Genomic DNA, 14,690 nt, shown 5'->3' on the forward strand with positions numbered 1-14,690 from the left:
GCATCGATGGCGGATGCGGTTTACGCCCTCGATCCTTAAAGCGCGTCGCGCTGAAACGGATTCAAGCGACGCGCTTTAAGTCTTAGTTTTGATGCATGTCGTTGTCCCAGAACCGCGACACACTTCTGGGCGACATGCATTGCTTTGAGGATCGAGCATGCTTGACATCAAATGGATTCGCGACAACCCGAAGGCCCTTGTCGAGGCGCTGGTGAAGCGCTCGTGGTCGGCTGACGAGGCGCAGTCCACGGTCGAGGATCTGGTCGCCAAGGACGAGGCGCGGCGTTCGCATCTCAGCGAATTGCAGGTCAAGCAGGAGCGCCGTAATGCCGCCTCGAAAGAGATCGGCAACGCCATGCGCTCGGGCGATTCAGCACTTGCCGAAAAGCTCAAGGGTGAAGTCAGCGACATCAAGGCGTTCATCCAGAATGGCGAAGCGCGCGAGCGAGAGCTCGACAAGGCGCTGAACGACGCGCTTGCGGTGCTGCCCAACGTGCCGCTGGAGGACGTGCCGGTCGGCAAGGACGAGCACGACAATGTCGTCAAGCGCATCGTCGGCGAGGTGCCGACCCGCCCGAACTGGGTGAAGGAGCATTTCGAGATTGGCGAAGCACTCGGCATGATGGATTTCGAGCGGGCGGCGAAATTGTCCGGCGCGCGCTTCACCGTGCTGAAAAGCCAGCTGGCGCGCATGGAGCGCGCGCTCGGCCAGTTCATGCTCGACCTGCACACCACCGAGCATGGTTATGAGGAGGTCATTCCACCGCTGATGGTGCGCGACGAGGTGCTTTTCGGCACCAACCAGCTGCCGAAATTCGAGGAAGACCTGTTCTTCACGCGGCATGGCGATGGCCGGCTTGGCCTGATCCCGACGGCCGAAGTGCCGCTCACCAACCTCGTGCGCGAGGAGATCACAGCGCATGAAAAACTGCCGCTGCGCTACACGGCGCTGACGCCGTGCTTCCGCTCGGAAGCGGGCTCGGCCGGGCGCGACACGCGCGGCATGCTGCGCCAGCATCAGTTCTACAAGGTCGAGCTGGTCTCGATCACCGACCAGGAAAGCTCGATCGCGGAGCATGAGCGCATGACGCAATGCGCCGAGGAAGTGTTGAAGCGGCTCGGCCTGCCGTTCCGCACGATGACACTCTGCACCGGCGACATGGGTTTCGGCGCGCGCAAGACCTACGACATCGAGGTCTGGCTGCCGGGGCAGAACGCCTATCGCGAAATCTCGTCCTGCTCGGTCTGCGGCGATTTCCAGGCCAGGCGCATGGATGCCCGCTACAAGGACAAGGACGGCAAGGGCAACCGCTTCGTCCACACGCTGAACGGCTCGGGCACGGCGGTCGGCCGCGCCCTCATAGCTGTCATCGAAAACTACCAGAATGAGGATGGCAGCGTAACGATTCCTGAAGTGCTGCGGCCTTACATGGGTGGTCTCGCCAAGATCGAAGCGAAATGACTTGATGCGCATTCTCCTGACCAACGACGACGGCATCCACGCCGACGGGCTGGCGTCGCTCGAACGCATCGCCCGTACGCTGTCGGACGACGTCTGGGTGGTCGCGCCGGAGCAGGACCAGTCCGGCTACGCGCACTCGCTGTCGATTTCGGAGCCGCTCCGGCTGCGCAAGATCGACGAGAAGCATTATGCCGTGCGCGGCACGCCGACCGACTGCGTCATCATGAGCACGAAGAAAATCCTGCCCGGGCCGCCGGACCTCATCCTGTCCGGCGTCAATTCCGGCGCCAACATCGCCGACGACGTGACCTATTCCGGCACCGTGGCTGGCGCCATGGAAGGCGCGCTGCTCGGCGTGCGCTCGATCGCGGTGAGCCAGGCCTATTCCTATGTCGGCGAGGATCGCGTGGTTCCTTATGAGACGACCGAGGCGCTGGCGCCGGGTCTGCTCAAGCGGCTGGTGGAAACGCCGCTGCCGGAGGGCGTGCTGCTCAACGTCAATTTCCCGAACTGCGCGCCGGACGAGGTGGAAGGTACCGTCGTCACCTCGCAGGGCAAGCTGGTGCACAGCCTCTGGGTCGACGAGCGGCGCGACGGACGCGGCCTGCCTTATTACTGGCTGCGCTTCGGCCGCGAGCCGGTTGAAGGCAAGAAGGGCACAGACCTTCATGCGCTGCGCAACCGGCTGGTGTCGGTGACACCGCTGCAGCTTGACCTCACCGCCCATGAACTCCGCGATCAACTGACCAAGGCGTTGTCATAAATAAGGTTTTGGCATGAACACGGCTATCGACGACCGCGAAGGGTTTGCCGCTTTCCTGCTCAGGCTGCGAGGCAGGGGCACGGCGCCCAAGGCGCTGGTCGCCGCGTTCGAGGCGACGCCGCGGCGTGGCTTCCTGTCGGCCCAGTTCCATTCGATCGCCTGGTCGGACGGCATGCTGCCGATCGAATGCGGCGAGGCGATCGAGGGCGCCGATCTGCAGGCGGCCGTGATCGCGGCGCTTCACATCGAGCCGGGGAACCGCGTGCTCGAGATCGGCACCGGCTCGGGCTATACGGCCGCGGTCATGTCGCGGCTCGCGGCGCGGGTCATCACCATCGACCGCTACAAGACGCTCACCGAGCAGGCAAAGCAGCGCTTCGAGGCGCTTGCCATCAGCAACATCATCGTCCGCCAGGCCGATGGCTCCAACGGCCTGCCCAATGAGGGGCCGTTCGACCGCATCGTCGCCTGGGCGGCCTTCGACAGTCTGCCGCGCTTCCTGCTCGACCAATTGTCGAGCGGTGGCGTCGTCATCGCGCCGATCGGCCCGGAAGAGGGCGAGCAGGTCCTGGCCAAGCTCACCAAGGTCGGCAGCCGCTTCGAGCGCGAGGACATCGGCATGGTCAGGCTGCAGCCGATCCTACGCAGCGTCGCCGCGGTGATCTAGGGAACGAGCCGATATTCGGGTGCGCCCAGCCTGCGAAAGGCGGTCTCCCGCGCTTCCGGTGCTCACGTACTGATAGTACGCTGCGCTCCGGTTCTCGGACACCACCATTCTCGACTCGGGCTGACCTGAATCTCGGCCCGTCCCATGCGGCCCGAAATGTTTTAAGAAAATTTTCGTCGGATTCTAAGGGGTTAACCCGGCAGTAACATTAACGCGCTTTAATTAGGGCCAGTTTGTACCGGGTCTGTGCGGGTTAGTGCGATGCAATTCAATCACTTGAAAGCAAACAGACGCAATCTGGCGCGCGGTTGCGCTGTCCTGATGATTGCCGGCGCGGCGGCCGGGTGCAGTTCCCAGTCGATGCGCTTCAACGGTGTCGATGACGTCTTCACGTCATCCACCAACAATCAGCGCGCCATCATCAACAAGCAGAATGTCGACCAGCCCTATCCGGGCGACACGGTCGCGCCTGCGCCGGTCGATGGCACGCACACCCAGTCGGTGAGCCGCTCCAGCCTCGAGCCGGTCACGACCCAGCAATTGCCGCCGCCCTCGGCGCCGGCTACGGCAAAGCCGATGCGTAGCGTTTCGGCTCCCGCTCTCGCGCCGGCTCCGGCGCTTGCTCCCGCGCCGCATCTCGACAGGACGGCCACCGGCACCGTCGCGGCGGCCGCAAAGCCCTTCAAGACGGCCGAGCCTGATGCGGTCCGCAACGCAAGTGCTGCGCCGCATGCGACCGAGATCGTCGTCCGGGACGGCGAGACGCTTTCGGGCCTGGCGGCGCACTACCATGTACCGGCCGATGCCATCGCCAAGGTCAACGGGATCGATCCGAAGAAGGGCATCCGGTCCGGCCAGAAGATCGTCATCCCCGCCTATGCCTATTCGAGCAAGGCGGAGCCGAAGGTCGCCGAAGGCAAGCCGACGAACACGCCAAAGCAGCCTGCTCCTGAAAAGGTCGCGGTGCTGCCGCAGCAACCGAAGGTCAAGGACGGCAAGTCGGCCGCCCAAGTCGACACGTCTGCAGCGGCCACGGGTTCCAAGAATCCCAAGCCCGCGCCGCAGGTCGCCGAGGCGAAGCCTGCCGGCGCCGGAGGCACCTATACCGTCCAGCAGGGCGACTCGCTGTCGTCGATCGCCAGGAAGACCGGCGTCAGCGTCGTGGCGCTGAAGCAGGCCAACGGCATGCAGGCCGGGCTGCTCAAGATCGGCCAGACGCTCAAGGTTCCGGCCGGCGGCACCGTCGTGGCGGCTGCCAAGCCGGCGGCCGCCAAGCCCACGGTCGATCCGGTGACGACGGCAACAACGCCGCCTGCGACCAAGACCACCGAGACGCTCGCCTCCTACACGCCGCCGAAGAAGGATGCCAAGGTCATCCAGCAGGCCGAGGACGACAATGCGGAGGCGCCCGATGCGACCGGCATCGGCAAGATGCGCTGGCCGGTGCGCGGCCGCGTGATCTCCAGCTTCGGCTCCGGCAAGGACGGCGTCGACATCGCCGTGCCGGAAGGAACGCCGATCAAGGCGGCCGAGAACGGCGTCGTCATCTATGCCGGCGACGGCCTCAAGGAGTTCGGCAACACCGTGCTGGTGCGACACGAGAACGGCCTGGTCACCGTCTACGGCCATGCAAGCTCGATCGAGGTGCAGCGCGGCCAGAAGGTCAAGCGCGGCCAGGAGATCGCGCTGTCCGGCATGAGCGGCACCACCGACTCGCCCAAGCTGCACTTCGAAGTGCGCAAGAACTCGGCGCCGGTCGATCCGTCCGGCTATCTCGAATAGAACAAGAACAATTGCGCGCCGCCTGACCTCCAGTCCGGCCCGCCGTCTTCAGCCCGCTCCGCGAGGAGCGGGCTTTTTCAGTTGCGCGGGATGCAGGGCTTAAAGATGATCCCGGAGCGTGTCGGCGATCATGTCCTCGAGGCTGCTGGCCTTCACGCCCAGAAGCGTCTCGGCGTCGGAGGAATCGACCAGCAGGGGACTCTCGAAGAGATACCTCATCTCGATGAGCTCCTGCATGCCCAGCGCTTCCATCTCGGAGACGGAATAGGAACGGGTCTCGGAAGCCTCCCGACCGAGCATCGCCGCGGTTTTGCGGATGAGCTCGTTGGGCGAGGCGTGTTGCGAGGGAACGTGAAACGCCCGTCCCCATTCGCCCGAGTAGCGGGAGGCCTCGACGAGCGTCCTGGCGACGTCCTTGGTGAAGGTCCAGGCATGAGTGGCGTCGAGGTCGCCGATGAAGGCGACAGGCTTGTCCTCGATGATGGAAGGCAGGGCGATCAACGAGAAGTAGCTGATCGCGCCGTGCCCGAGATAATCGCTGGAGCGTATCTCGATCGCCGGCACGCTGGCGCGGGCCGCGCGCTGCCACATGATCGTCCTGGCGGTTCCCTTCTTCGAATTCGGGTCCAGCGGCATGTCGGAGCGAAGCGGGTCGTCGCCATTCTTGCCGTAACCATAGAGGTTTCCGAGCACGATGAGCTTGGCGCCGACTGCTTCCGCGGCGCGTACGGTGCCGTCGATTATGGGGAAAAAGTCGGTTGGCCAGCGATGATATGTGGCCATGGCACACATGAACACAGCATCGGCGCCTCGGCAGACACGCGACAGCGCCGAGGCGTCCGTGGCGTCGGCCTGTATCGAGCGCACATTGCGCAACGCGTTCGAACCGACGCTTCGGCTGGTCAGGATGACATCGTGGCCCTCTTCGCCAAGAAGGCGAGCCGTCTCGCGCCCAACCGGGCCTGCGCCAACAACAACATACGAACTCATGGCAACCTCTCTTCCATGTTTGAAGGAGAGGCGGGAGTACAGGGTTGCGGCGTTGAAAATCGCGCGGGAATTGCCAAATCTTGAACAGGTTTCGCCATGAATCGAGAGAGCATGCCTCCGCAGTTCGCCCCGGCCCGATCGACGTCCGAAGTCACGATGGTTTCCCGGCATGTCGAGGCAGGCGTGCATCGGCTGCCCCGGGCGCCGCACCATCGCATCATGGTGCACGCAAGCGCGGCGACGCGCTCCTACTGCAATCAGGTCGGGCGATATTTCGTCAGGCGTGCCGGCGACATCGACCTGGTGCCGGCAGGCGAGGAAGGCGGCTTCGAGGCCGAAACGCCGTTCGAGACGATGGAGATCGTCTTGCCGCCGGCCTTGATGGAAAGGGTCGCCGCGGAACTTGGCGGCAAGGCGCGGACATCGCGGCTCGACACCCGCCATCTGCTTCGTGACCAGCGCATCGAGCATCTCGCTCGAGCGCTGCAGAGCGATCTCGCGGCAGGCGCACCAAGTGGCTCTTTGTTTGCCGACAGCATTGGCGCTGCGCTTGCGGTGAGGCTGCTTGGCCTCGATGGCCCAGACATAATTCGCGTGAACCGGCTTTCGGACGCTCAGCTCAAGCGTGTGCTGGAGCACATCGAGGCCGCTCTCCATGAGCCGCTTTCGATCGATCGCCTGAGCCGGGTTGCCGGTGCGAGCAGCTCGCATTTGCGCACATGGTTCAAGGCGGCGATGGGCGTCACCTTGCATCGCTATGTGTTGCGCCGTCGCGTGGAAAGAGCATGTGTCCTGCTGCGACGCGGCGATCTCAGCACGAGCGAGGTCGCGGCGTTGACCGGATTCGCGCACCAGTCACATCTGGCGTATTGGATGCGCCGCGAGATCGGCCAGACGCCGCGCGACTTGCGACGGGCGCAGCCGCCCAAGTGACATTCAATCCTTCAGCGGCTTGCCGAGCCGGCCGGCGAGGTCCTGCGTGAACTGCCAAGCGACGCGGCCGGAACGGCTGCCGCGCGTCGTCGCCCATTCCAGCGCTTCGGCTCGCAATTGCTCGGGTTCGATGACCAGGTCGTGATAGCGGACATAGCCGTCGATCATGTCGAGATATTCGTCCTGCGAGCATTTGTGGAAGCCGAGCCAAAGGCCGAAACGGTCGGAGAGCGAGACCTTTTCCTCGACCGCTTCCGAAGGGTTGATGGCGGTCGAGCGCTCATTGTCGATCATGTCGCGCGGCAGCAGGTGACGCCGGTTGGACGTGGCGTAGAAGATGACGTTGGCCGGCCGGCCCTCGACACCGCCTTCGAGCGCCGCCTTCAGCGACTTGTAGGAGGTGTCGTCATGGTCGAAGGAGAGGTCGTCGCAAAACAGGATGAAGCGATAGGGAGCCGCCTTCAGCAGACCCATCAGCTTGGGCAGCGTGTCGATGTCCTCGCGGTGAATCTCGATCAGCTTCAGCGGCTTGTCGAGCTTATCCGAAGCGTTCACGGTGGCATGCACGGCCTTGACCAGGGACGACTTGCCCATGCCGCGCGCGCCCCACAACAGCACATTGTTGGCCGCATAGCCGGACGCGAAGCGCTCGGTGTTGTCGAGCAGGATGTCGCGCACGCGGTCGACACCGCGGATCAGGCCGATGTCGACGCGGTTGACCTTGCGCACGGGCTCCAGAAAACCGGGATCCGCCTGCCAGACGAAGCAGTCCGCCACGCCGAGATCGGTCTCCGGCACCGGCGGCGGGGCAAGGCGGGAAACCGCCTCGATCAGGCGGTCGAGCTTTTTGTTCAAGGCGTCCAGGCTGTCGGTCATTTTGGGTCTTTTTGTTGAGGTCTTTCAGCGCGTGGGAGCAGCTTCCATGACATCGCTGCAAGAACCACGCCCAAGCTTTTGTTGGAGCATGATCTTTCGGTGGCCTCGAAGCCGCTTCCGCTGCGACGCTCTAGCACGCCGCAACCGGCTGGAAAAGCAACGGATTGGGCTCGCAGCGCAGTTGCATTGGCAAGTTTACCGACTATATTCCGGCCAAATTTTCGCGGGGCGGCCGCGGCGGAATTTCACCATCCAGGAGTTTCTTGATGTTCGTTACACCGGCATACGCCCAGGGCGTCGGCGCTTCGCCAGACATGTTCATCTCGATTTTGCCGTTTGTCCTGATTTTCGTGATCATGTATTTTCTGATCATCCGGCCGCAGCGCGCGCAGCTGAAGAAGCGCCAGGAAATGCTTTCGGCGGTGCGCCGCGGCGATACGGTGGTGACCGGCGGCGGCTTCGTCGGCAAGGTGACCAAGGTGATCGACGACAATGAACTGGAGATCGACCTTGGCGGCGGAACCAAGGTGACGGCGCTGCGTTCGACGATCTCGGACGTGCGTGTCAAGGGCGAGCCGGTGGCGAACCAGAACGCCAAGAAGTAGGCGAAATCCCGGCGGCGATGGCCGCGGGCAGGGCTCCGACGAACGGCAACATATGGTCCATCTTTCGCGCCTGAAGATCGTTTTGATCGGGCTTGCCCTGGTCTCGATGGTCTTCGGCGCGCCGGCTGTTTTTGCATCGGTGCCGGGCGCACATGTTCTGCTTCACCTGGATACGGACCAGGTAAGAAGCCGCCGGCTGGAAGCAATGCGGGATCAGATCAGGACGCTGCTTCGCGACGCCGAACCGAGGATCAACTATAACGGCCTTGTTGTATCCGGCCCTACGGTTCAGGTGCGCATCAGCGATGCCGCGCAGGTTGAGGCCGCCATGGTGGCGCTCAAGGCGGTTATCGATCCCATTGCCGGCAAGGAAGGTCCGGTCCAGGAGTTTGCGCTCGACGACAGCGAGCCTGGCTTGCTGAAGTTCACCATGACCGATGCCGGCGCAAAATATCGGACCTCTGCGGCGCTCGCTCAGTCGATCGAGGTCATCAAAAATCGCCTCAACGAACTTGGCGTGGCCGATGCCGCGGTCCAGTTGACGGATGACGGCATACTGGTTCAAGCGCCAAGCGTTGCGGATCTGCACGGCCTGGCGCAGACCCTTGCGCGGCAGGGCCGGCTGAGCTTCCAACTGGTCGATACTTCGATGCTTGTGGACGACGCAGTCAATGGCCGGGTGCCTGCCGGTTCAACGGTGCTTTACACGCACGACGATCCGCCAGTTCCCTATCTGGTCGAAGACCGGGTGCTTGTCTCGGGCGACAGCGTGCTGGACGCGGAAGCGACACACGACAGTTCGACAGAACAGTTTGTCGTCGCATTCCGGCTCGATTCCAAAGGTACGCAACGTTTCAAGTGGGCGACCACGCGGAATATCGGCAAGCCGTTTGCGGTGATTCTGGACGATCAGGTGATTTCCGCGCCTATCATCCGGGAACCGATCGAGCATGGCACCGTGCAGATATCGGGCAATTTCACGGCCGCGAGCGCCAAGGAATTCGCCGTGTTGTTGCGCACCGGCGCGCTGCCGGCGAGATTGACAATCGTCGAGGAAGCGCGATAGGGCCGGCCGTGGTCGGAATGATAACCATAGCTGACAACCTCGCCGATGGCGGAACGCTGCCGCTTGTACGCCTGAACGGATAAGAACGAATGCTTTATTTCTCGCGCCTGAAGATGATCCTGATCTGGCTCGCCGTGGCCGTCACAGTGATCCTTGCCGCGCCCAATCTCTTCCCGGCAAGCATGCTGGCGCAATTGCCGAGCTGGGTGCCGAAGCGGCAGATGACGCTCGGCCTCGACCTTCAGGGCGGTTCGCACATCCTGCTCCAGATGGACCAGAACGATCTGATCAAGGATCAACTGGAGACGACGCGCGACGAGATCAGGACGCTGCTGCGCGACGCCAAGATTCAATATACCGGCCTTGGCGGCACGGGCCGCACCGTGCAGGTGCGTATCAACGATCCGAGCCAGGTCGACGCCGCAAAGAATGCATTGAAGCCGATAACCAACCCGGTCACGGCCGGGCTCTTTAGCGGTGGTTCCGTCCAGTCGATGACGCTCGATGATTCCGAGCCCGGGTTGCTGAAGTTCACTGTCACGGATGCGGGTATCAAGTACCGCACATCGACGGCGTTATCACAAGCGATCGAGGTGGTGGAGCGGCGCGTCAACGCGCTCGGCACCACGGAACCGATCGTGCAGCGGCAGGGTGACGATCGCATTCTGGTTCAGGTGCCCGGACTGCAAAATCCGCAAAGGCTCAAGGATATCATCGGCCAGACCGCCAAGCTGACCTTCCAGATGGTCGATACGTCGGTGCCGGTCCAGGACGCGATGAAAAATCGACCGCCGCCCGGCGACTCCGTTCTTTACTCGCAGGATGATCCTCCCGTTCCTTATCTGGTCGAAAACCGCGTCATCGTGTCGGGCGAAGACCTGTCGAACGCGACGCCAACCTATAACTCGCAGACCAACGAGCCGGTCGTTTCGTTCACCTTCAATTCCCGCGGGGCGACGCGGTTCGGCCAGGCGACCCAGCAGAATGTCGGCAAACCTTTTGCGATCGTGCTGGACAATCAAGTCATCTCCGCGCCGGTCATCCGTGAACCTATCCTTGGCGGCACGGGGCAGATTTCGGGCAACTTCACGGCAGAGAGCGCCAACGACCTCGCCGTCCTGCTGCGCGCCGGCGCCTTGCCGGCGAAATTGACCATCATCGAAGAGCGCACAGTCGGCCCGGGCCTCGGCCAGGACTCGATCCATGCCGGCAAGGTGGCCGGTTTGATCGGCTCGGTCCTCGTCGTCGCCTTCATGTTCGTCGCCTACGGCTTCCTTGGCTTCCTCGCCAACATCGCGCTGGCTGTCCACGTGGCGATGATCGTGGGCGCGCTATCGCTGCTCGGCGCCACGCTGACGTTGCCGGGTATCGCCGGTATCGTGCTCACCATCGGCATGGCAGTGGACTCCAACGTCCTGATCTATGAGCGCATCCGCGAGGAGCGACGAAACGGCCGCTCAGTCATTCAGGCGATCGACACCGGCTTCTCCAAGGCCCTGGCGACCATCGTCGATTCCAACGTTACATCGCTGATCGCGACCGTCGTGCTGTTTTTCCTCGGCACCGGTCCGGTCAAAGGCTTTGCTGTCACCTATGCGATCGGCATTCTGACCACGGTGTTCACCGCCTTCACCTTCACCCGCATGCTGGTTGCGATCTGGCTGCGCCGCGCTCGCCCGAAGGAATTGCCGCGTGCGCCGGTCACCTTCATTCCGCCGGGCACGAAAATCCCGTTCATGGGCATCCGCCGCTGGACCTTCGCTCTGTCCAGCCTGTTGTCGGTGCTTTCGGTCGTCGGCTTCCTGACCATCGATATCAATTACGGCATCGACTTCAAGGGCGGCTCGATGATCGAGGTGCAGGCGAAGCAGGGCAACGCCGACCTCGGCGACATCCGCAACCGGTTGTCCGAGCTCAACATCGGTGAGATCCAGGTGCAGCAGTTCGGCGCGCCGAACGACGTGCTGATCCGCGTCGGCACGCAGGATGCCGGCGAGAATGCCGAGCAGACCGTCATCGACAAGGTGCGGGGCGAGCTGCAGGACCAGTATGATTTCCGTCGCGTTGAAGTGGTCGGCCCGACGGTATCGGGCGAGCTCGCCAAGCAGGGCACGATCGCCATGCTGATCGCGCTGGTCGGCATCCTGCTCTATGTGTGGTTCCGCTTCGAATGGCAGTTCGCGGTCGGCGCCATCGTCGCCACGGTGCACGATGTGGTGATGACGATCGGCTTCTTCGTCCTGACTGGGCTGGAGTTCAACCAGTCGTCGCTGGCTGCGATCCTGACCATCATAGGCTACTCACTGAACGACACCATCGTCGTCTATGACCGCGTCCGCGAGGATCTCAGAAAATACAAGAAGATGCCGCTGCCGCAGCTCCTGAACAACGCCATCAACGAGACGCTGTCGAGAACCACGCTCACCTCGGTGACGACGTCGCTCGCGCTGCTGGCGCTGGTGCTGTTCGGCGGTGAGGTCATTCGCTCCTTCACGCTGGCGATGCTGTTCGGCGTCGTGTTCGGCACCTATTCGTCGATCTTCATCGCCGCGCCGCTGCTGATCCTGTTCCGGTTGCGGCCGCAAGCCGCTGCCGAAGAGGAGAAGAAGCCGGTGAACGGCAAGGCCCTGACGACCTGACGCTGCCGGATCAGGAGGACGTTCCAACCGTCCTCCTGATCTAACCTTTTGTTGGAGCATGATCTTTTCCGAAAACCGGCTCCCAATTTCCGGGATCATGCTCTAGAGCCGGATGAGTTACGCTCTAGATCCATGGCCAAAGGCATCATCATCCGCGAGGCGCATTTCCCCGGCAAGGCGGCGATCGAGGCCTATGGCAATGGCGGCTTCCGCTTCGCGGACATGTCGCATCGCGGATCGCTGCTTGTCATGCCGTCGGGCATCCATGGCTGGGAACCTGCCGATCCGCTGGCGCTGAAGGCCTCGGACTTCGACAAATTGCTCGCCGAAGCCGACCGAGTGGAGATACTGCTGGTCGGCATGGGCAAGGATTTGCGGCCGCTGCCGGCGGCGCTGCGCGCCGCGCTCAAGGAGGCCGGCATCTCCGCCGACCCGATGTCGACGGGCGCGGCGGTGCGGACCTACAATGTTCTGCTCGCCGAAGACCGCGCCGTCGCCGCCGCGCTGATCGCCGTCGACTGAATGGCCGACACGCCCGACATCGTCGACAATGGCGACATCGTCATGGACGCGGTGCGCGCCGCCGACCATGACCGCTATTTATCGGCGCTCTACGCGCCGGCCGACAAGCGCGGCGCGCTGCTTGCGCTCTACGCCTTCAATGCCGAGATCGCCGGCGTGCGCGATCGCATCCACGAGCCGCTGCCGGGCGAGGTCAGGCTGCAATGGTGGCGCGACGTCATCGCAGCCGACGGGGATGCCGGGACAGGCCACCCGACCGCCGATGCGTTGCGCGCGACGATCGCCGCTCACCACCTTCCGAAGGCTGCTTTCGAGAACATGCTCGAAGCGCGGATCTTCGATCTCTATGACGATCCAATGCCGTCGCGGACCGACCTCGAGGGCTATTGCGGCGAAACGGCCGCAGCGCTGATCCAGCTTGCGGCCTTGGTGCTCGATCCGGTGGCGGCGCCAGGCTTTGCCGAACTGGCCGGCCGGGCCGGTTGCGCGCAGGCCATCACTGGCCTGCTGCTTTTGCTGCCGCTGCACCGTCGGCGCGGCCAGTGCTTCGTGCCCGCAGAAATCCTTGCTGCAGCCGGCATGACGCCGGAAGAGTTCATCAAGGGCCGGGGCGGGGCCGCCGCCGAGCGCGCGGTTGTGGCGATGATCGCGCTGGCGCGGGAGCATCTCAACGCGTTCGAGAAAGGTGCGGCGGCGCTTCCCGTTTCGTTGCGGCCGGCCTTCCTGCCGTTGGCGCTGACCCGCGCCTATCTCGACAGAATGGAGACGAGCAGGTCGCCACTCAGCGCCACGGCGACGCTTTCCATCCTGCGCCGGCACTGGCTGCTCTTGCGTCACGCGATGCGGGGCTGGAGGCCCCTTTGACGTAAACGTCAATCGTGCTAGGGGTTCTGTCGCGTGGACCCGCGTCAAAGAAATGCGGGCCGCCGGAGGAGCCGCGTTTCCATGAGCCTGCCAGTCCTTGTCGTCCTAGTCGTGTTCGGCATCGCATTGTCGGTCGCAGCCGTGCATTTCACCGGCGGCACGACAACCGCGACGCTTGCCGGCGCCGATCAGGCGCTCGCACGCTTTGCCGAGGATTTTCCCGATGAGAAGCCTGGCGCTGTGCGGCTGAACGCCGACAATCATGCCGCGTTTCTCGACCTCGGCCCGCGACGCTGCGGCATTGTCCAGAGCATCGGCGACTGCTTTCTGACGCGCATCGTCACGCCGCACGACATTCTGGCGCTGGCGAGGGAAGGGAAAGCGGTGTCGCTGCGGCTCAACGATTTCACCTGGAAGGGCGGCAGGTTCGTCTTTGACGGCGAAGCCGATGCGCGAGCCGTGGCGGCGGCCCTGCAGACCAGCGATTGGATCCGGGAGGCGGCGTGATGGACGAGTATAATTTCCCGCAGGTCACCCAGCTTGCGATTCCTTTCTTCGTCGCGGCGATCCTGATCGAGCTCTGGCTGGTGCGCACCGGCCGCGCCAAGGGATCATTCGAGACGCGCGACACGCTGACCAGCCTGATGATGGGGACCGGCAATGTCGTCGCCGGCCTGCTGCTCGGCGTCCTGTCCTATTGGGCGCTGCTGTGGCTGTGGCAATTCCGCTTCTTCAATCTCGGCCTGTCGATCTGGGTGTTCGTCGCTGCCTTCCTGCTCGATGACTTGCGCTATTATGTTTATCACCGCATAGCGCACCGCGTGCGCTGGGTGTGGGCCGAGCATGTCAACCATCACTCCAGCCAGCACTACAATCTCTCGACAGCGCTGAGACAAAGCTGGACCGGACTGTTCACCTTCACCTTCATCCTGCAGGCGCCGCTGGTGCTCGCCGGCTTCCATCCGGCGGTGATCGCCTTCGTCTTCGGCTTCAACCTGGTCTGGCAGTTCTGGATCCACACCGAGACGATCGGCAAGATGTGGGGCTGGTTCGAGTTCGTCTTCAACACGCCCTCGCACCACCGCGTCCACCACGCCACCAATCCGCGCTATCTCGACGCCAATTATGCCGGCACGCTGATCATCTGGGACCGCATGTTCGGCACCTTCGTCGAGGAGTTGGAGGAAGACCGGCCGCGCTACGGCATCGTCAAGAACATCGGCACCTTCAACCCGCTGAAGGTGGCGTTCCACGAATGGATCGGCATGTTCAGGGATGCGCTGGCGCCGGCGCTAACGCTTCGTGAGCGCTTGAACTACCTCATCCAGCCGCCGGGCTGGAGCCATGACGGCTCGCGCGACACGTCGGAGACGCTGAAGGCGGCCTATGTCAGGCGAAATCCTTCCCAGGCCGGCAAGCCTGGCCTGCCGACTGCGACTGCCGAGCCGGCGGAATAGCGATCGCCAAGGGGAAGGCGCTGCCGCGATACCACCTTCGGCGACAGCCAAGTCGAGCCGCTCC

14 protein-coding genes are annotated in these 14,690 nt (G+C 63.5%); 12 read left to right on the top strand and 2 right to left on the bottom strand.

Annotation, left to right across the window (positions count from 1 at the left end; all coding sequences use genetic code 11):
- The first annotated feature begins 157 nt into the window (after positions 1 to 157).
- The 4 genes from serS (at position 158) to EN862_RS07840 (ending at position 4,674) form a co-directional block, all read left to right on the top strand.
- Positions 158 to 1,462: a serine--tRNA ligase gene (gene serS, locus EN862_RS07825; protein ID WP_127863551.1), complete on the top strand. Its 1,305-nt coding sequence runs from the start codon at positions 158 to 160 to the stop codon at positions 1,460 to 1,462.
- A 4-nt stretch (positions 1,463 to 1,466) separates the two neighbouring features.
- A complete protein-coding gene (surE, locus tag EN862_RS07830) occupies positions 1,467 to 2,225 on the top strand; it encodes a 5'/3'-nucleotidase SurE (RefSeq protein WP_127863552.1) in 759 nt (252 codons plus the stop codon).
- Between the two features lie 13 nt (positions 2,226 to 2,238).
- Complete coding sequence (locus tag EN862_RS07835; RefSeq protein WP_127863553.1) at positions 2,239 to 2,892, top strand: protein-L-isoaspartate(D-aspartate) O-methyltransferase; 654 nt, start codon at positions 2,239 to 2,241, stop codon at positions 2,890 to 2,892.
- A 261-nt stretch (positions 2,893 to 3,153) separates the two neighbouring features.
- Positions 3,154 to 4,674: a peptidoglycan DD-metalloendopeptidase family protein gene (locus tag EN862_RS07840; protein ID WP_127863554.1), complete on the top strand. Its 1,521-nt coding sequence runs from the start codon at positions 3,154 to 3,156 to the stop codon at positions 4,672 to 4,674.
- 99 nt (positions 4,675 to 4,773) lie between these two features.
- Here the strand turns inward: EN862_RS07840 and EN862_RS07845 are convergent, their stop codons facing one another.
- Positions 4,774 to 5,664: an NAD-dependent epimerase/dehydratase family protein gene (locus EN862_RS07845; RefSeq protein ID WP_127863555.1), complete on the bottom strand. Its 891-nt coding sequence runs from the start codon at positions 5,662 to 5,664 to the stop codon at positions 4,774 to 4,776.
- Between the two features lie 111 nt (positions 5,665 to 5,775).
- Here EN862_RS07845 and EN862_RS07850 point away from each other — a divergent pair, with 111 nt between their 5' ends.
- Entirely contained in the window at positions 5,776 to 6,597 is an 822-nt protein-coding gene (locus EN862_RS07850) for an AraC family transcriptional regulator (protein WP_127863556.1), read from the top strand.
- Positions 6,598 to 6,600: 3 nt separating this feature from the next.
- Here the strand turns inward: EN862_RS07850 and EN862_RS07855 are convergent, their stop codons facing one another.
- Positions 6,601 to 7,473 (bottom strand): ATP-binding protein, encoded by an 873-nt coding sequence (locus EN862_RS07855; protein WP_127863557.1) that lies wholly within the window; start codon positions 7,471 to 7,473, stop codon positions 6,601 to 6,603.
- 266 nt (positions 7,474 to 7,739) lie between these two features.
- On the opposite strand from EN862_RS07855, the gene yajC reads away from it, so the two are divergent.
- The 7 genes from yajC (at position 7,740) to EN862_RS07890 (ending at position 14,626) form a co-directional block, all read left to right on the top strand.
- Complete coding sequence (gene yajC, locus EN862_RS07860) at positions 7,740 to 8,078, top strand: preprotein translocase subunit YajC (protein ID WP_041004168.1); 339 nt, start codon at positions 7,740 to 7,742, stop codon at positions 8,076 to 8,078.
- Between the two features lie 52 nt (positions 8,079 to 8,130).
- Positions 8,131 to 9,144, top strand: a complete 1,014-nt coding sequence (locus EN862_RS07865; RefSeq protein ID WP_127863558.1) for a hypothetical protein — start codon at positions 8,131 to 8,133, stop codon at positions 9,142 to 9,144.
- An 89-nt stretch (positions 9,145 to 9,233) separates the two neighbouring features.
- Positions 9,234 to 11,783 carry a protein translocase subunit SecDF gene (secDF, locus tag EN862_RS07870; RefSeq protein ID WP_127863559.1) on the top strand — a complete coding sequence of 850 codons (2,550 nt, stop codon included), beginning with the start codon at positions 9,234 to 9,236 and terminating at the stop codon, positions 11,781 to 11,783.
- A gap of 132 nt (positions 11,784 to 11,915) precedes the next feature.
- On the top strand, positions 11,916 to 12,305 hold the full coding sequence (locus tag EN862_RS07875) for an Mth938-like domain-containing protein (protein WP_127863560.1): 390 nt from the start codon (positions 11,916 to 11,918) through the stop codon (positions 12,303 to 12,305).
- 18 nt (positions 12,306 to 12,323) lie between these two features.
- A complete protein-coding gene (locus EN862_RS07880) occupies positions 12,324 to 13,169 on the top strand; it encodes a phytoene/squalene synthase family protein (protein ID WP_245519548.1) in 846 nt (281 codons plus the stop codon).
- A gap of 81 nt (positions 13,170 to 13,250) precedes the next feature.
- The gene (locus EN862_RS07885) at positions 13,251 to 13,676 is read left to right on the top strand and encodes a hypothetical protein (RefSeq protein WP_127863561.1); all 426 of its coding nucleotides are present in this window, start codon (positions 13,251 to 13,253) and stop codon (positions 13,674 to 13,676) included.
- Positions 13,676 to 14,626, top strand: a complete 951-nt coding sequence (locus EN862_RS07890) for a sterol desaturase family protein (RefSeq protein ID WP_189400857.1) — start codon at positions 13,676 to 13,678, stop codon at positions 14,624 to 14,626. Before EN862_RS07885 ends, EN862_RS07890 begins: the two co-directional genes overlap by 1 nt.
- The last annotated feature ends 64 nt before the right edge of the window (positions 14,627 to 14,690 follow it).

This window comes from Mesorhizobium sp. M2E.F.Ca.ET.219.01.1.1 (assembly GCF_004016445.2).
In the GTDB taxonomy this organism is placed as follows: domain Bacteria; phylum Pseudomonadota; class Alphaproteobacteria; order Rhizobiales; family Rhizobiaceae; genus Mesorhizobium.